Annotated in this window: 14 protein-coding genes; 2 read left to right on the top strand and 12 right to left on the bottom strand. The window is 65.8% G+C overall.

The features are described 5' to 3' along the window. The 11 genes from flhA to OCH7691_RS15845 form a co-directional block, all read right to left on the bottom strand. The gene (gene flhA, locus OCH7691_RS15895) at positions 1-2,055 is read right to left on the bottom strand and encodes a flagellar biosynthesis protein FlhA (protein ID WP_370853123.1); all 2,055 of its coding nucleotides are present in this window, start codon (positions 2,053-2,055) and stop codon (positions 1-3) included. 86 nt (positions 2,056-2,141) lie between these two features. Then, positions 2,142-3,512: a sigma-54-dependent transcriptional regulator FlbD gene (flbD, locus tag OCH7691_RS15890; RefSeq protein ID WP_085884579.1), complete on the bottom strand. Its 1,371-nt coding sequence runs from the start codon at positions 3,510-3,512 to the stop codon at positions 2,142-2,144. A 22-nt stretch (positions 3,513-3,534) separates the two neighbouring features. After that, on the bottom strand, positions 3,535-4,302 hold the full coding sequence (locus OCH7691_RS15885) for a motility protein A (RefSeq protein WP_085884578.1): 768 nt from the start codon (positions 4,300-4,302) through the stop codon (positions 3,535-3,537). Positions 4,303-4,324: 22 nt separating this feature from the next. After that, on the bottom strand, positions 4,325-4,696 hold the full coding sequence (fliN, locus tag OCH7691_RS15880; protein ID WP_085884577.1) for a flagellar motor switch protein FliN: 372 nt from the start codon (positions 4,694-4,696) through the stop codon (positions 4,325-4,327). Positions 4,697-4,714: 18 nt separating this feature from the next. Further along, entirely contained in the window at positions 4,715-5,335 is a 621-nt protein-coding gene (locus OCH7691_RS15875; RefSeq protein WP_085884576.1) for a FliH/SctL family protein, read from the bottom strand. A gap of 10 nt (positions 5,336-5,345) precedes the next feature. Next, complete coding sequence (fliG, locus tag OCH7691_RS15870) at positions 5,346-6,359, bottom strand: flagellar motor switch protein FliG (protein WP_085884575.1); 1,014 nt, start codon at positions 6,357-6,359, stop codon at positions 5,346-5,348. Positions 6,360-6,374: 15 nt separating this feature from the next. Continuing rightward, a complete protein-coding gene (gene fliF, locus OCH7691_RS15865; RefSeq protein ID WP_217808081.1) occupies positions 6,375-8,024 on the bottom strand; it encodes a flagellar basal-body MS-ring/collar protein FliF in 1,650 nt (549 codons plus the stop codon). 307 nt (positions 8,025-8,331) lie between these two features. Next, positions 8,332-8,631, bottom strand: coding sequence for a CtrA inhibitor SciP (gene sciP, locus OCH7691_RS15860; protein ID WP_085884573.1), 300 nt, complete (start codon positions 8,629-8,631; stop codon positions 8,332-8,334). Between the two features lie 148 nt (positions 8,632-8,779). Next, entirely contained in the window at positions 8,780-10,105 is a 1,326-nt protein-coding gene (locus OCH7691_RS15855; RefSeq protein WP_085884572.1) for a flagellar hook protein FlgE, read from the bottom strand. Between the two features lie 63 nt (positions 10,106-10,168). After that, on the bottom strand, positions 10,169-10,867 hold the full coding sequence (locus OCH7691_RS15850; RefSeq protein ID WP_085884571.1) for a flagellar hook assembly protein FlgD: 699 nt from the start codon (positions 10,865-10,867) through the stop codon (positions 10,169-10,171). 17 nt (positions 10,868-10,884) lie between these two features. Next, complete coding sequence (locus tag OCH7691_RS15845) at positions 10,885-12,612, bottom strand: flagellar hook-length control protein FliK (protein ID WP_085884570.1); 1,728 nt, start codon at positions 12,610-12,612, stop codon at positions 10,885-10,887. 500 nt (positions 12,613-13,112) lie between these two features. Here OCH7691_RS15845 and flgK point away from each other — a divergent pair, with 500 nt between their 5' ends. Both flgK and OCH7691_RS15835 read left to right on the top strand, forming a co-directional pair. Then, a complete protein-coding gene (flgK, locus tag OCH7691_RS15840) occupies positions 13,113-15,209 on the top strand; it encodes a flagellar hook-associated protein FlgK (RefSeq protein WP_085884569.1) in 2,097 nt (698 codons plus the stop codon). A gap of 23 nt (positions 15,210-15,232) precedes the next feature. After that, on the top strand, positions 15,233-16,192 hold the full coding sequence (locus tag OCH7691_RS15835) for a flagellin (protein ID WP_085884568.1): 960 nt from the start codon (positions 15,233-15,235) through the stop codon (positions 16,190-16,192). Here OCH7691_RS15835 and OCH7691_RS15830 read toward each other — a convergent pair. Continuing rightward, complete coding sequence (locus tag OCH7691_RS15830) at positions 16,158-16,820, bottom strand: hypothetical protein (protein ID WP_085884567.1); 663 nt, start codon at positions 16,818-16,820, stop codon at positions 16,158-16,160. The genes OCH7691_RS15835 and OCH7691_RS15830 overlap by 35 nt on opposite strands. Positions 16,821-16,856: the final 36 nt, after the last annotated feature.

Genomic DNA, 16,856 nt, shown 5'->3' with positions numbered 1-16,856 from the left:
CTAGATCTGGCCGATGGTGCGCAGCTTCGCCTTCGGATGCACCTCGTTCTGGGACATCACGACGGTGGCCGGGCGGAAGCGTTCTACGATCGAGCGGACGTAGGGACGAATGCCGGGCGACGTCAGCAGCACCGGCGTTTCCCCGTTCGCGGCGAAGTTCTCGTAACTCTTGCGGACCTGGGCAATGAATTCCTGCAGCTTGGTCGGCGCCATCGAGAGCTGGCGTTCGTCGCCTTGGCCGATCAGCGCCTCGGCGAATTCCTGCTCCCAGCGCGGCGACATGACGACCAGCGGAATATGTCCTTCCGGCGCGGTGTTGGCCGACGAGATCTGGCGTGCCAGGCGGGCGCGGACATGCTCGGTGATCTGGGTCGAATTGTGGGTGTAGCCGGTCGCCTCGGCGATCCCCTCGAGGATCGTCGGCAGGTCGCGGATCGAGATCCGCTCGCCGAGCAGGTTCTGCAGGACCCTTTGCAGGCCGCTCAGGGTGATCTGCTGCGGCACCAGGTCGCCGATCAGCTTCTGGTGGCGTTGAGGCAGGTCGTCCAGCAGCTTCTGCGTCTCCGCGTAGGAAAGCAGTTCCGGCATGTAGTCCTTGAGAATTTCGGTCAGGTGCGTGGTGACCACCGTGGAGGGATCGACGACCGTGTAGCCGCGGAACGAGGCCTCCTCGCGCTGGCTCTCGTCGACCCAGAGGGCGGGCAGGCCGAAGGCCGGCTCGCGGGTTTCCTCGCCGGCGAGGTCGATCGGCTGGCCGCTCGGATCCATGACCAGGAGATGACCGGGGCGCAGTTCGCCGGCGCCGGCCTCGACCTCCTTGATGCGGATGACATAGGCGTTGGCCGGCAGCTGCATGTTGTCGAGGATCCGGACGCTCGGCATCACGAAGCCCATGTCGCTGGCGATCTGGCGGCGCAGCGCCTTGATCTGGTCGGTCAGGCGGTAGTTGTTGTTGTCGTTGATCAGCGGCAGCAGGCCATAGCCGAGCTCGATGCGGAGCTCGTCGATGGCGAGCGCGGCGGTGATCGGCTCCTCGACCGGCTGGGCCTGCTTCTCCTCGTCGATCTGCCGCTTCTGTTCGAACTCCACGGCCTGCTCGCGCCGCCGGGTGATGGCGAAGGCTGCACCGCCGGCGATGCCGGCAAGCGCCAGGAAGGGCACCATCGGAATGCCCGGCAGCAGGGCCAGGCAGGTCATCAGGAAGGCGGAGACGCCGAGTGCCCGGGGATAGCCGCCGAGCTGGCCGAACAGCGCCTTGTCGGTAGTCCCGCTGACCCCGCCCTTGGAGACCAGCAGGCCGGCCGCGGTCGAGACGATCAGCGCCGGGATCTGGCTGACGAGGCCGTCGCCGACGGTCAGCATGGTGTAGAAACGCGCCGCGTCGGAGAAACTCAGGTCCATCTGCGCGACGCCGACGATCATGCCGCCGATCACGTTGATGAAGGTGATCAGCAGGCCGGCGATGGCGTCGCCGCGGACGAATTTCGCGGCGCCGTCCATGGCACCGAAGAAGCCGCTCTCGTCCTCCAGCTCCTTGCGCCGGAGGCGGGCCTGCTTCTCGTCGATCAGGCCGGCGGAGAGGTCGGCGTCAATCGCCATCTGCTTGCCCGGCATGGCGTCGAGGGAGAAGCGCGCGGCCACTTCCGCGATTCGGCCCGAACCCTTGGTGATGACGACGAAATTCACGATCACCAGGATCGCGAAGACGATGATCCCGATGACGAAATTGCCACCCATGACGAAACTGCCGAAGGCCTCGATGACGGCGCCGGCAGCGGCCGGCCCCTCATGCCCGTCGGCGAGGATCAGCCGGGTCGAGGCAAGGTTCAGCGACAGCCTGAGCATAGTCGCGATCAGCAGCACGGTCGGGAAGGAGTTGAAGTCGAGCGGCTTCGAGATGAACAGGCAGGTCATCAGGATCAGGATCGAGAGCGTGATCGAGATCGCCAGGCTGAAATCGAGCAGCCATGCCGGCATCGGCATGATGAGCACGACGAGAATTGCGACGACGCCAAGCGCCAGCGCCACGTCGCCGCGGCGAACCGCGCGCCACATCTTGCCGAGCACGTCGTCGTCCGCCGGCGCGGCGCTGTCGCTATCGCTCATTTCGGTGTCCGCTTCGAGAAAGGATCGTCACGCAATCAATACGCCGAACGCATGCCGTCGCCGGGCATCGGCACTGGCAGGCCTTCCTCGGTATAGAGCTTCAGCTTGTTGCGCAGCGTGCGGATCGAGATCCCGAGAATGTTCGCGGCATGGGTCCGGTTGCCGAGGCAATGGCTGAGCGTGTCGATGATGAGGTCGCGCTCGACCTCGGCTACGGTGCGGCCGACCATCGAGGCGGCGTCGCCGCCGGCCTGGGCGCTCTCGCCCGCCACAGCGTTCGCGACGGCCGGGCTGGCGCTGGCGCGCGAACCGTCCGGCAGCATGATTGCCTCGGGCCCGATTTCCGGACCGTTGGCCAGCAGGACAGCGCGATGCATGGTGTTCTCGAGCTCGCGGACATTGCCGGTCCAGGCATGCTGCTGAAGTTCACGCATTGCGGCGGCGCTGATCGGACGCTTCTCGACGGCATTCAGGTCGGCGTATTTCCGTGCGAAGTGCCGGCTCAGCACCTCGACGTCGGCGGGGCGCTCGCGGAGCGGCGGAATGCGCAGGTTGACGACGTTCAGGCGGAACAGGAGATCCTCGCGGAAGGTTCCCTTCTTCACCTCCTGGGCGAGATCGCGGTTCGAGGTCGCGAGCACGCGGATGTCAACCTTGACCGGCTTGGATCCCCCGACGCGGTCGATCTCGCGTTCCTGGATCGCGCGCAGCAGCTTGGCCTGCAGGCGGATGTCCATTTCGCTGATTTCGTCAAGCAGGAGCGTGCCGCCGTTCGCCTCCTCGAACTTGCCGACGCGGCGGGCGACAGCGCCGGTGAAGGCGCCCTTCTCATGGCCGAACAGCTCCGATTCCAGCAGATTCTCCGGGATCGCGGCGCAGTTGACCGAGATGAAGACTTCGTCGGCGCGGTTGCTCTTGCTGTGCAGGTAGCGGGCCAGGACCTCCTTGCCGGTGCCGGTCTCGCCGGTGATCAGGATGGAGGCCATCGACGACGCGACCTGGTCGGCGAGCTTGATGACGTGCTCCATCGCCGGATCGGCATGGATCAGCGGCCGGCTGTCATCGGCAACCGCCTCGAGAACCGCGGCGATCAGGTCCGGGTCCGGCGGCAGCGGCAGATATTCCTTGGCACCGGCACGGATCGCGGCGGCGGCGGCGGCGGCGTCATGGCCGATCCCGCAGGCCACGACCGGAAGGCTGAAGCGTTCGTTGTCGAGCCGTTCGACCAGCCCTTTCACGTCCAGCCCGATATCGATCATCACCATGTCGGCGCCGCGCCCGGCGCGCAGCGTCGTCAATGCCCCGTCGATATCGCCGACCTGGCTCACCTTGGCGCCGCGCGACATGGCGATCTGGCTCGCGATACCGATCTGGCCGTTCAAAGAGCCGATAATGAGCAAACGCATGGATGTTCTCCTTGGAACGGGCTTACGCGAAATATTCGAGGCGCTGTGCGGGCGGGAGCATCGTGTTCAGGATCATCTCCAGCCGACGCGGATTCTCCTGGCGGCCGATAGAGACGGCAGCCTGGGTGTAGATCTTGCAGAGCACGGTTTCCGCTTCGGAATTGCGCTCCAGCTTCGCGGCGAGCGGCGAGAACACCATGTTCGCCAGCAGGGCGCCGTAGAAGGTGGTGAGCAGGGCCACCGCCATCGCCGGCCCGATCGAGGCGGGATCGTTCAGGTTGCTCAGCATCTGCACGAGGCCGACCAGGGTGCCGATCAGGCCCATCGCCGGTGCGATTTCCGCCGCCTTGCGAAGGATCCCGGCGCCGCGCTGGTGGCGCTGTGTCATGGCCGCGAGATCGCGTTGCAGGACGCGTTCCACGTCGTCGCCCGGCAGCCCGTCGACGACGAGCAGCAGCGCCTTGTGGAGGAACGGTTCGTCGAGGTAGTTGTCGACCGTCTTCTGCAGGACGAGGACACCCTCCTTGCGGGCCTTCTCGGCCAGCTCGAGCATGTCATGGGCGGCATCCTCGGGGTCGGTGATGCGGAAGAACAGCGTCTTCAGGATCAGCCCCTGGGCGCGAATGACCTCGTTCAGCGAGAAGCACATCATCGTCACCAGGAACGTGCCGGCGACCACGATGAGCATCGATGGCACGTTGATGAAGGCCAGCACCGAGCCGCCGACGGCGATGGCCGCGCCGACCAGTCCGAAGGCCCCGAAGAGACCGATTATCGTTGCGATATCCATGGTCTGGTGACGCTCCGCGGCCTCAGGTACGTTCGGCCTTGACGATTTCCGTCATGGTCACGCCCAGTCGATCCTCGACGACCACGACCTCGCCGCGCGCGACGAGCCGGTTGTTGACATAGATGTCGATCGCCTCGCCGACCTTGCGGTCGAGTTCGACGACCGCGCCGCGCCCGAGTTTCATGAGCTGGCTGACCTGCATGCGCGACTTGCCGAGCACGGCCGAAACCTGGACCGGGATGTCGAAAACCGCTTCCAGGTCGGCGGCGGTGCGGGCACCGTCGTCATCGGATTCGCCGTCATCGTCGTCGGGCGCCGCGGCGGCCGCTGCCGCCGCGGCCGCGGCCTCGGACTCGTCCAGTTCTTCCAGGTTCAGATCGTCATTCTCGGACACGAGACGCTCCTTTCGAGCCTACGCGGACTGTTTCGATGCGACGTAGCGGCTGACCGCCTCGCCGATGCTTTGTTCCAGTGCCTCACGATCGCGTTCGGCGCCGCCGTCGGCCCACTCGACCCGACAGTCGCCGGGCGCCATGTCGTCGGCAGGAATAATCACCATCTGGCCGGCAAAGGCCTTGTCGCGGGCAATGGCGTCGATGCGCGGGCCGAGGGCCTCGCAGATCGGCTCGGCGGCGCGCACGACCACGCGGGGTTCGTGCTGCAGTTTCTCCAGGCAATCCGCGATCAGGCGCTCGATCTCGGCGAGCGGTTCGCGTTCGGTAAGCGATTGCGCGAGCTTGCTGGCAATCTCGAACGCGAGGCCCGCGGCTTCGGCGCGGATTTCGCGCAGAGACTCTTCGTGGCGGGCGGCAAGCGTCTGGAACTGCGCGCTCACCGTCTCGAGCGTCTGGACCAGCACGGTCTCGATCCCGGCCCGGGCCTGTTCAGCGCCGGCCCTGACACCCTCGGCGTGGGCGGCCTCGCGTGCTGCCGCAAGGTCGTCGTCGGTGTGGACCGGCTTCGGCTTGGGCTTGGCCTTGACGACCTCGCCGGCACCGAATTCGCGATCGAAGAGAAATTTGCCCGCTTGCATGTCCGCCGCCTCAGTACACGAGCTCGTCGTCGCCCTTGTTGTCGCTCAGCATGATTTCGCCCTTGGCGGCGAGATCCTTGGCCTGATTGACAATGTCCATCTGCGTCTCGTCGACGTCGCGCAGGCGAACCGGACCCATGGCTTCCATGTCCTCGCGCAGGATCTTCGCGGCGCGTTCCGACATGTTGGAGAAGAAGAGATCGCGGAGCGTGTCCGAAGCACCCTTCAGAGCGAGCGCCAGCTTGTCCTTCTCGACCACACGCAGCAGCGTCTGCACGCCGGCCGGGTCGAGCTTGGCCAGGTCCTCGAAGGTGAACATCAGCGCCTTGATGCGCTCGGCGGCGTCGCGGTTCCGTTCCTCCAGAGAGGACAGGAAGCGGCTTTCCGTGTTGCGGTCGAGATTGTTGAAGATCTCGGCCATGACCTCGTGGCTGTCGCGCCGGTTGGTGCGCGCCAGGTTGCTCATGAACTCGATGCGCAGGGTTTCCTCGATCTTGTCGAGCACCTCCTTCTGCACCGATTCCATGCGCAGCATGCGGGAGACGACCTCGAGCGCGAAATCCTCGGGCAGACAGGCGAGCACGCGGGCGGCGTGCTCCGGGCGGACCCGGCTCATCACGACGGCGACGGTCTGCGGATACTCGTTCTTCAGATAGGCGGCGAGCACCGTCTCGTTGACGTTGCCGAGCTTGTCCCACATCGTCCGGCCGGCCGGGCCGCGGATCTCCTCCATAATGTTCTCGACGCGGTCACCCGGCAGCGCCTTGAGCAGCAGCCGCTGGGTGCTCTCGAACGTGCCGACAAGGTTGCCGGTCGTCGACATCTGGTTGGCGAAATCGAGGAAGAGACGCTCGATCGCCTCGGAGCCGAGGCTGCCGAGATTGGCCATCGTCTGGGAGATTTCCTTGATCTCCTCGTCGTCGAACTTGGCCCAGATGGGCGCCGAGTGCTCCTCGCCGAGGGCGAGCATGATCGCCGCCACGCGTTGGGCCCCGGTCAGCTTCTGGGGATCTGTGATTGCCATCGGTAATACTCCCGATTACGCGTCTTCGTAGAGCCAGCTGCGGAGGATGCCGACCGCCTCGTCCGGATGCTTGTCGACGATCTCACCCATCTTCTTCAGCGAGGACGCCTTCACCTGGCCGTCGATGCGGGCGATGTCGAGCATGTGCTCGGTCTCACTGCGCGGGGCCGGCCGCTGGCCGCCGCCGGAATGGGGGCCCTCGAGCGCCGGATGCGCTCCGCCGCCGTCGGCGATCTGCGCCGGGTCGCCGTCATAGCCGCCGCCGGGCCCGGCCAGTGCCGCCTGCCGGTTGCCACCAGCCAGCGCCGGCTGGCCGCCGATCGCCATCGCCCGGGTGAGCAGGGGGCGGACGACCAGCAGCAGGGCGAGGATCGCGACGATCGCGAGCACCGCCATCTCGGCGATCTTGAAAAGGTCGGCCTTGTTGAGGCCAAGCAGGTTGAATTCTTCCTCGATCGCCTCGTCGGAGACCGCGTCGCCTTCGGCAAAGGGCAGGTTGACGACCTCGATCACGTCGCCCCGCTCGGCGTCATAGCCGATCGCGGAACGGGCCAGGCTGGCGAGCTTCTCGAGCTCTTCCTCGTTGCGCGGCTGATAGCTGCGCGTGCCGTCGGCCTCGGTCGTGTAGACACCGTTCACCAGGACCGCGACGGCCAGGCGCTTGACGACGCCGCTCTGCTGGATCTTCGTGGTGACGGTCTTGGAGATCTCGTAGTTGACGGTCTCCTCGCTCCGGGTGCCGTTGTTCTGGGTGTTGGCGCCGCTGCCGACCCCGGCGTCGGCTTCCGGCAGGTTGTTCTGGACGGTGACGGCCTCGTTGCCGCTGACCTCGGAAGACTGGTTCGTCTCCTCGACGAGCTGCGTCGAGCGTACGACCTGGCCTTCCGGATCGTAGGTCTCGGACTTGACCGTCTTCTCGTCGAAATCCATTTCGGCGGTCACTTCGGCGCGCACATTGCCGACCCCGACGGAGCGTTCGAGCAGGGTCTCGATCTGCCGCTTGATGTGATCCTCGTGGGCGACGCGAATGGCGTCCTGCTGGCCGGCGATCTTGCCGGCCTCGCCCTCGCCGCCGCCGCGGGCGAGCAGGTTGCCGCGTTCGTCGGCGATCGAGATCCGCTCGGGCGAAAGGCCGGGGACGGCGGCCGCGACGATATGCTGGACCGCGGCGACCTGGGTCGGGTTGAGCAGCCCGGCGCCGCGCAGCTTCAGGATGATCGACGCGGTGGCCGGCTGCTGGTCGCGGCTGAACACCTCGCGCTTCGGCAGGACAAGATGGACGCGCGCCTGGGAAACCCGGTCGAGGGCGCGGATAGTGCGCGACAGTTCGCCTTCCAGCGCGCGCAGCCGGTTGATGTTCTGCACGAAACTGGTAGTGCCGAAATTCTCGGAGCGGTCGAAGATCTCGTAGCCGACCGAGCCGCCGTTCGGCAGCCCCTCCTGAGCCATGCTCATGCGCAGGCGCAGCACCTGGTCGGAAGGCACCATGATGTCGGCGCCCTGGTTGCGCAGCTCGAACGGCACGTTCATCGATTCAAGCTTGCCGGCGATGGCGCCGGCGTCGTTGCCGTCAAGACCGCTGTAAAGCAGGCCCATTGCCGGCGTCGAGATCCGGTTGGCCATGAACAGCAGGAAGCCCACTGTTGCCAGTGCCACGATGCCCATGACGGCCATCCGGACCGGTCCCAAATTTCGTGCGAGTTGCAGAAGCCCGTTCAAGGTCGTCGCCCTTTGTTACGCAACGGTCTGTGGCGGTTGAATGCCTGATTGCGAAAGTAGGGGCGGCTGCTGAACAACTCGTTAACAGCGGAAATTTTTGCCTAGTGGGCGGCAGGTTTTGCCCGGTGGCAGGGGCCGGCCATCACAGGCGCCGTCGAACCGGGGCGGAAATGAAGGAACCCGGTGCTCGGTCAGAGCCCGGGTTCTGTCTTCGGACGGGTTTCGAACCCGCTATTCTCCGGCGCGACGCTGGTCAGTCGTCGCCGGTACCGAGATTGTCGTAGCGATACTGTTGCAAGCGCGTGGCGCGAAGCCCGGCCAGACCGTGTTTTTCGATGGCGCGCTGCCAGGACAGAAACTCCTCGACCGAGAGAGTATAGCGTCGGCACGCGTCCTCGAGGCTGAGAAGTCCGCCGCGAACGGCGGCCACGACCTCGGCCTTCCGCCTGATAACCCAACGCTTGGTGTCCGGGGGCGGCAAATCGGCGATCGTCAGCGGCCTCCCATCGGGACCGATAACTCTCGTCACCGCGCCTGAGGACGTGGAAAACATCGTGACGCTACCTCACTCAATTCCATAACTGCTGCGGTTCGAATGCTATGGCGGCGCTTCTAAACATTCCGCTAAGGGAATTGGTTAAAGCCCGGACATGGCGCGAAAGCCGGGGCCGGCCGGTTTCAGACCGGCCCCGGACGGCTCGTTAGCGCTTGAGCCTCAGGAGTTCGTCGAGCATCTCGTCGGCGGTGGTGACGACCTTGCCGGCGGCCGAGAAGGCGCGCTGGGTAATGATCATCTGCGAGAATTCATCGGCCAGGTCGACGTTCGAGCCTTCCAGCGCCGATGAGGCGAGCAGGCCGGCCTGTCCGACACCCGCCTCCAGCAGCACGAAGTCGCCGGAGTTGGGGGTTTCGTCGAAGGCATTGCCGTTCCTGTTCGAAAGCCCGTTCGGGTTCGAGAAGATGGCGACCGGGATCTTGAAGATATCCGTGCGCGTGCCGTTGTCGAAGAGCGCGGTCAGAACCCCTTCCTCGTCGATGAAGACGCCGTTGAAGGCGCCGAACAGCGCGCCGTTCACTTCTGGCGGATCGGAGGCGAAGGAGCCGCTCGACTGGGTGAAGCCGTCCGAGACCCCGTCGGTGCCGAAGTTGAAGTCGATGGTCTGCGCGGCGACGCCGAACAGCGGATCCCAGTCGGCCGTGAAGCTGTTGGTCAGCGGATCGGCGAGCGCATTGGTGGCGGTCATGTCGAGATTGCCGCTGGTATCGAAGACGACCTGGCCCGAATGGATCAGATTGGCCGGCGGCGATGCCATCTGGGCGTCGTCGCTGTAGAGTTCGACGGCCCACTGCGTCGCGCCGGTGCGGATGAAGCCGACGCTGATCGAGCGCGCCGTGCCCTGGCTGTCGAAGACGTTGAACGAGGTCTCGAAGTCGGGCTCCGTCGTGCCGGTCGCCATGTCGCCGGTGGTGTAGGTGCCGTTGATCGCGGTGCTGTTGCTGAGGTTGGTCTTCAGGTTGACGCGAGACGTCGCCTCGGCGTTACCGGTCAGGCCCTTCACGTTGATCGATTCCAGGATCGTCAGGTCCGAGCGGTTGCTCGGGATGTTGCCATCGCTGTCGATGCGCCAGCCCTTCAGGTAGAGATTGGCTGAGTTGCGGAGAAAGCCGTCGTCGTCGGGGGTGAAGGCGCCCGCCCGGGTGAACATGTAACTGGTATCAAGCGGGTCGGACACCGAGTCCGGCGTCACCACGAAGAAGCCCTGGCCGGAGATCGCCAGATTGGTGATCCGGTTTGACGCCTGGACGAGGCCCTGCTTGTCGATATTCAGGAACGGGCTGGAAACGACGCCGCCCGGCGAATAGGTCGTGCGGCTGGCCGGATTGGTGACGAGCGTCGAGAAATGCGATTCCGCGCGCTTGTAACCGATCGTGTTCACGTTGGCGATGTTGTCGGCAATCATGCCGAGCGACTGGCTTTGCGCTGACAGTCCGGTCACGCCGGAGAAGAGGGCGGAGTAAATACTCATGATCTGGGTCTCCTTGACGCCTGAATTCCGGCCGCTGCACAGGGGCCGAGATTAAACTGCTACCTAGATGTCTTCTGCGAGATGGACCGAGCGGATGCCGCCGGGATCGACCTTCGCCTTGCCGATCAGAAGGGTGAGCGTGCCCTCGTCGTTCTCGACGCCGGTCACTACACCGCGCACGAACACGCCGATGTCATCGACTGCCGCGCCGTCGGCGTCGGTGGCGGTGACGTCGATCCTGTAGGCACCGTCCGGGTGGGTGACCCCGGTCGGCTGCAGGTTCTCGTTCACGCCGGTCCCGTCCCAGGTGAAGCTGTGTGTGCCACCGGAGGCCACCGCTGCGCCCCGGTAGACGAGATTGTTGAACTCGTCATAGATGCGGATCTGGGCATCGTGGGCGGACGGCGGCATCTCGTAGTTCCAGGTTGCCGTGCCACCGGACAGGTTGGCTTCGTTGCCATTGGCCTCGATCGCCTTGCCGACATAGCTGACCAGGGTGGTCGCCTGGCTGAGCGCCTGGTTGGCGCCGCTCAACTCGATCAGCGCTTCCAGATTCTTGTTTTGCTGGATGGCCTGCTCGACATTGGTGAACTGCACGAGCTGCTGGGTGAATTCGTTCGAATCGAGCGGTTCGAGCGGGTCCTGGTTCTGCAGCTGCGTGGTCAGCAGAATGAGGAAGTCGTCGAAGTTCTCGGCCAGATTGGCGGCGGAGGTGTCCGCCTTGCTCGTGTAGGCCGTCGGCGACAATGCTGATACTTCCATGTTCTTTCGTCCTTGCCTTAGACCTGAATATCGAGGGCGCTCATTGGGTTGCCGCGATGGGCACGGGCCGCGGCCAGTGACTGGACCTCGTCCGCCGCATCGATGTCGTCGCCGTCCACCAAGCCCTTGTCGTCACCGGCCAGTTCGGCGAAGCGTCGGGCGTTATCGCCGTTCGAGGCGAAGCTGAGGCTGTTGCTGTCAGCCTTGAGCCCGGCATCGGAAAGGGCACGTTCGAGGGCGCGGGCGTCCCGTTGCAGGAGGTCGAGCGTTTCCGGCCGGTCGGCGGCGATGACCGCCGAAACCCGCCCGTCATGCGAAAGCTCGAGCTTGATATCGACCCGTCCGAGCTCGGCCGGGTGCAACTGGATGCGGATCCGGTCCTTGCCGTCGTGCACGGCCTGGCTGATCGAAACCGCGAGCTGCTGGGCCGCTGGCGGCGGGGGCATGTGGCGAGGCGCGCTCGCCATGGCCGCCTGGCTCTGATCGGGGCCGGCGGCACCGGCCTGGTGCAGGCCATGGATCGCGACTTCCGCGCCCTGTGGTGTAGTCGCGGCGAGTTGCGCGGCCGCCGGCACGGCGGCCTGGGCCGCCGCCACGGCATTCGCGGCGTTGCCGTTCCCATTCTGCTCGGCCGAGGGCTGCGTCGCCTTCTGCCCGGCATTGCTGGCGGGCGAGCCGGCGACCCGGGCGAGAGCAGTCTCCATGCCCTGGGGCGCGACGGACATCGGTGTTGCAGCGTTGCTGTTCTCGCCGCGGAGCGACTGCCCTTCACCGCCGCGACGCGAACCGGTCGCCTGGCGAACGGCGAACTCCGTCGCGGCCTCGTTGGCTGGCAGGGCGCTCTGCATCGGAAGCAGGGCGGTCGAGGCGCCGGTGCCGGTCTTCGACGCGGCCGCCTTCGCGCCCGGTCCGGTGGCCGTCGTTGACGCGGTGGCGGCTGCGGCCGTTGCGGCCGCTGCGGCCGAGGGCGCGCCTTCGACCTGCGTTGCCGTGCCCTGGGCGGATGCCGACGCGCTCGCGGCGGGGGCGGGGTCGGTCTTTCCGCTCGTCGCCGTGGCGCCGCCGGTCGCGTTCGCCGCCGTCTGGCTTCCGCCATCGTTGGTCGTCTGTGTCGCGGCAGGTGTGCTGGCAACCTTGCCGTCGGAGGCCGCGGCGGCCATGCCAGGCTCTGTTCGGCCGCTGGCGTCGGTGCTGGCCGGGGCGGTCGCGGCCGGGTTGGCGGCGATACCCTGTTTCGCGCCGGTCTTCTCGAGCGCTGCCGCCGCGGAAACGGCGGACTGCGCGTTGGAGGCGCCCGCTTCGGCGGTCGCCTGGGCAAAATGGGCGGCGCCCACAGTGATGCTCACCGCGATCGCCGCCGCCCGGCCGTCCGCCGCGGCGCCGTTGCCGTCCGGGGACGCCGACTCTGCGGCCTGTGCGTCGTTGTCCTGCTGTTCGCGACCGGAAGCCTCGGAATCCGATCCGCTCTCGGCGTCCGACTGTCCGTCGACCGTGCTTTCATCGACGGACGCCGTCTCCGTCCGTGCCTGGCCGGTCGTCTCGCTGGTCTCCGCCGCCTGGGCCCGCCCGCTGTCCCGACTTGCGGAATCCTCGGCCCGTCGCGTCGACCGTTCCGGAGCCGGCCGCTCGAGCTTCTCGCGGCGCTCGACCAGTTCCCTGGCGAACGCCGGGTCGTCCCTGCGAAAGGCGTCTCCGGCTGCCTGTGTCGGCTTCGGAGCGGGTTTGAAGATGGCATCCACGTTCATGGTCGCACTCGCAAAATTTCGTCGCAGCCCTTTCCGCAAGTTGCGTGCCATCCGCATTCCCTCCGAAAGTTTCAATGAAAACAGTCATTTGTGCGTTCCGAACCTGGGCCGGTGCTCGGCACGGTTTGTCCGGTCCGGCAACTTTGGCCCGGTGCCGGGGCTCATTCTGCCGGGTCGACCGGGTGCCGCCGCCCGGCCGGCTCGCCGCCCTTGATCCGGTTTCAACAAAAGCTTCGCGCGCGAGAACGCCTGCGCCACGGCCCGGGACGGGGAGGGCGCTCGAGTGGGGGGCGGTCGACTTGGCATCCGACTTGCTTGGTAGAGGGCGAGCGATTCCGGTCGAAATTCGATCCGGCCGTGCCGACAACAGAAAGAGCATCGAAAAATCAGATGGTTAGGCGTGATGAACAGGATCCGAACAAGCCGGCAGCTCCTGCCGGTCTGTTCGTGTTGCGCGCCCTGGGCTGGCAATTCGTGCCGAGTGTGAAGGAATTTCGGAGATGAGCCTCAATTCGATCATCGCTTCCGGCGTGAGCGGGCTTTCGACGTCGCAGGAAGCGCTCCGGATCACCTCGAACAACATCTCCAACGTCAACACACCGGGTTATGTCCGGAAGGTGACCAACCTCGAGTCCGTCGTGCTGGGCGGCGAGGGCGCCGGCGTCAAGGTCGGCAGCATCGAACGGGTGACGGACGAATTCCTGCTGCGCGAACTGCGCAACATGACCGCCGAAGCGAACCGTTTCGGGGCGATGGCCAGCATTTACGACCGGATCCAGAGCCAGCTCGGCGATCCAGCGTCTAATTCCACGCTCAGCGGCAAGATCGACAATGTCTTCAACGCGTTTGCCGCGCTCACGGCCGACTCGTCGTCCAGCGTGCTGCGCCGCGAGGTGCTGACCCAGATCGAGAATCTCGGTTCCGACCTGCGTCGGCTGGCGGCCCAGACGCAGACCTATCGGTCGGAACTGGATTCGGAGATCTCCGCCGACGTCACCAGTCTCAACGAGGCGCTTCGCCAGATCTTCGACATCAACGCCCAGATCATCGACTTCCGCAACAATGGCCAGGAGACCTACGCGCTCGAGGACCAGCGCGACGCGGCCCTGAACAGGTTGTCCGAGGTGGTCGATATCCGCGTCATCCCGCGCAGCAACGGCGGTGTCTCGATAACCACCGGGAACGGGCTCGCGCTGCTCGACGATTTCCAGTACGAGCTGCAGTACGATCCGGCCAACGGCGTTTCGTCGACCACGGATTTCTCGCAGATCACCGTTCACAGGCTGGATCCGGTCTCCGGCGTCGCCGATGCCAACGGCCGGGTTCTCGACACCAAGCTGCAGTCCGGATCGCTCCGCGGTCTTCTCGACATGCGGAATGTCGAACTGCCGGCCTTCGCCGCGCAGATCGGGGCCTTCGCCTCCTCGACCGCGGAGGCGCTCAATGCGGTTCACAATGCCAACATGGCGGTCCCGCCGCCGTCGGTGATGAGCGGCCGCAACACGACCCTGACCACGACCGAGCCGCACGGCTTCACCGGCGAGGCGACCTTCTACAGCTTCGACGCCGACAACGAGATCGTCGCCTCGGTCACCGTCGACTTCGACAGCGGCGCCATCAGCACGATGGCTGACGTGATCGCGGCGGTCGACGGGGCGCTCGGTGCCGGGACGCTCGCGCTTTCCGGCGGCGTGCTGACGATGACCGCGACCGGAGGCGCCGCCGGCATCGGGATCCAGCAGGACGCTGCCGATCCGGCGCTGCGCGCAGGCAAGGGTTTCTCCCATTTCTTCGGTCTCAACGACCTTGTCGAGACCGGCATTCCGTCGAGCTTCGCGACCGGCTTCGCCGCCACCGACAGCCACAACATGACGGGCGTCGTGAACCTCGATCTTGTCGGCCCGAACGGCAACAGCCTGCGGACGGTCAGCGTCGATTTCGGCGCGATCGGGGGGACGTTCGGGGATGCGGTCACGGCGATCAACACCGGTCTCTCGCCATATGGCTCGGTTTCACTCGACGCGAGCGGCGCGCTTGTCGTGACCCCGGCGGTCGGCTACGAGGGGTATTCCCTCATTACCGATACCGACACCTCGGACCGGAACGGCACCTCGATCGGCTTTTCCGCGCTGTTCGGTGTCGGGCAGCCCTATCCGGCCGACGCGGCCCTCAGTTTTGCGGTGCGGGACTATGTCGCCGCCAACCCGCAAAGCAGGCTCGCGCTCGGCAAGGTCGACCCGACCGGCTCGCCGGCCCTGACCCTGGCCGATTCCCGCGGCGCCGTGGCCTTCCAGAATCTCGCCCTGACGAAACTCGACCTGCCTGCCGTCGGCGGCCTCAACGCCGCGACCGGCACCCTGCAGGATTTTGCCGGCGCCATTCTCGCCGAAGCCGGTACCGATGCGGCCCGCGCCGACAGTCTGCGCAGCGACCGGACCGCGCTGCGCGACGAGATCGACTTCCGGTATCAGGCGATCGCGTCGGTCAACATGGACGAGGAACTGTCCGATCTCATCATCTACCAGAACGCGTACAACGCGGCGGCGCGGCTCATCACCACCGCCAGCGAGATGTACGACACGCTGCTCAATCTGTGACCTGCGAGTAAGGGAATAGCGCCATGACACGAATAGGCTCGTTCGCCCATACCCAGCTTCTGTTGCGCAATCTCGTGCAGAACCAGGAACGGTCGCAGATCGCCGAGCGCCAGATCTCCACCGGCTACAAGGCCGAGTACTACAAGGATATGCCGCGCGACGTAACGACGCTCGCCGGCGCCAAGTCGGTGCTTGCCCGGACCGAACAGCATATTCAGAACAACGACCGCCTGAAGTTGCAGCTCGATAGCTACGACGTCACCCTCGAAGGTCTCGAGGGGCTGGCCGGCGATCTTCGCCAGACGGTGCTCGACGCCGTTGCCGTCCGCTCCGGCGTCGGCCTGATGGACGGGGTCGAGGCGGTTTTCGACCGGGTCGCCAATCTGCTGAACCAGCAGGTCGCGGGGCGGCAGATATTCGCCGGATCGAAGATCGATACGGCGCCATTCACCGGCCAGGATATTGCCGATCTTCTGGCCGCGCCCGAACCGCCGACGACGCTGTTCTCCAACAACAATATCGCCGCAAGCGTCAAGGTCGACGATGCCCGCGAGATGGTCTACGGCCTGCTGGCCAACGAGGTCGGCGGCGACCTGATGGGCGCGATCCAGCGGATTGCCATGTACAATGCCGGAACACTGCCGGCCGCGCCGGTCGCCGGCGGGCCGGCGAGCCCGTTCGGAACCAATCTCAGCGATGCGCAGATCACCTTCCTGACCGGCGAACTGCCGAAGCTCGAGCAGTATCAGCGCGACGTCACCCAGATCCGCTCCGAGAACGGCTTCCGCGCTGCCGATCTCGAGGCAACCCAGCAGCGGCTCGGCTCGGAGAAGATCTTCCTTACCGAGTTCGTCTCCAACATCGAGGACGTCGATATCACCGAGGCGATCAACCGGCTCAACCAGGACCAGTTCGCGCTCGAGGCCTCCTACCAGGTGCTCGGCAGCCTCAATCAGATGTCGCTGCTGAACTTCCTGCGCTAGCGGCCGGTATCGCCGGGACGATCAGCGCCGCGGTGCGCTTCGCCTCGATATCGCGAAGTGCGCTTTCGCGGCTCTCTTCCGCTTCCTTCAATTCGTCTTCGCATACCGCCGGATTGTTCGGATCGCAGGTATCCCTGATTGCCGTGGCCCGCGTGTCGCTCGCCGAGACGATGTCGGCGCGCGCGGTATCGAAGAATGCATCGCGTTCCTCGATCGACACGAAGCTTGCGGGAATCAGCCGGATGGTCAGGGAGTCGGGATATTCGTGCATGGCACCCGAGCCGGCGTCGATGGCGACACCGATCAGGCCGCCGAACAGGATGTTGCCGAACGTCATGCCCTGGAACTTCGACGAGAGCACCCCGCCGCTTTCCTGGAATCCGTCCTTCTGGCAGAGAATGGTGATCTGATCCTTGTCCTTGTCGACCTTGACGCTGCCCGGTGTCGGATTGACCACCGCGATGGCCGTGCCGTCCCGCTCCAGGCGACAGGTGGCGCCGGACGGATCGGTGATGACCGTCAGGGTCTGATCGGTGCCTTCGACCAGCGTGGCACAGGCCGATAGGCCGACAGATGCAATGGCCAGAATTGTCCCGCGAGCGAGCGTCGGAAAGGGGTTTGTCGTCATGTCGTTTCGGGCCTCCGGGTCCCGCGGGCCAATGCC

Source organism: Oceanibacterium hippocampi (genome assembly GCF_900172325.1).
Classification (GTDB): Bacteria; Pseudomonadota; Alphaproteobacteria; order Sneathiellales; family Sneathiellaceae; genus Oceanibacterium; species Oceanibacterium hippocampi.
The sequence above is the reverse complement of the archived record's forward strand: the minus strand, read 5'-3'. Positions and strand labels throughout refer to the sequence as shown.

What these genes read in the sequence shown, in the direction of transcription:
- OCH7691_RS15835 (WP_085884568.1), top strand. Translation starts at nt 15,233, where the DNA reads ATGACACGAATAGGCTCGTTCGCCCATACCCAGCTTCTGTTGCGCAAT.
- flbD (WP_085884579.1), bottom strand. Translation starts at nt 3,512, where the DNA reads ATGCGTTTGCTCATTATCGGCTCTTTGAACGGCCAGATCGGTATCGCG.
- fliG (WP_085884575.1), bottom strand. Translation starts at nt 6,359, where the DNA reads ATGGCAATCACAGATCCCCAGAAGCTGACCGGGGCCCAACGCGTGGCG.
- OCH7691_RS15875 (WP_085884576.1), bottom strand. Translation starts at nt 5,335, where the DNA reads ATGCAAGCGGGCAAATTTCTCTTCGATCGCGAATTCGGTGCCGGCGAG.
- flgK (WP_085884569.1), top strand. Translation starts at nt 13,113, where the DNA reads ATGAGCCTCAATTCGATCATCGCTTCCGGCGTGAGCGGGCTTTCGACG.
- fliF (WP_217808081.1), bottom strand. Translation starts at nt 8,024, where the DNA reads ATGGGCATCGTGGCACTGGCAACAGTGGGCTTCCTGCTGTTCATGGCC.
- OCH7691_RS15885 (WP_085884578.1), bottom strand. Translation starts at nt 4,302, where the DNA reads ATGGATATCGCAACGATAATCGGTCTCTTCGGGGCCTTCGGACTGGTC.
- flhA (WP_370853123.1), bottom strand. Translation starts at nt 2,055, where the DNA reads ATGTGGCGCGCGGTTCGCCGCGGCGACGTGGCGCTGGCGCTTGGCGTC.
- OCH7691_RS15830 (WP_085884567.1), bottom strand. Translation starts at nt 16,820, where the DNA reads ATGACGACAAACCCCTTTCCGACGCTCGCTCGCGGGACAATTCTGGCC.
- sciP (WP_085884573.1), bottom strand. Translation starts at nt 8,631, where the DNA reads ATGTTTTCCACGTCCTCAGGCGCGGTGACGAGAGTTATCGGTCCCGAT.
- OCH7691_RS15845 (WP_085884570.1), bottom strand. Translation starts at nt 12,612, where the DNA reads ATGAACGTGGATGCCATCTTCAAACCCGCTCCGAAGCCGACACAGGCA.
- OCH7691_RS15855 (WP_085884572.1), bottom strand. Translation starts at nt 10,105, where the DNA reads ATGAGTATTTACTCCGCCCTCTTCTCCGGCGTGACCGGACTGTCAGCG.
- OCH7691_RS15850 (WP_085884571.1), bottom strand. Translation starts at nt 10,867, where the DNA reads ATGGAAGTATCAGCATTGTCGCCGACGGCCTACACGAGCAAGGCGGAC.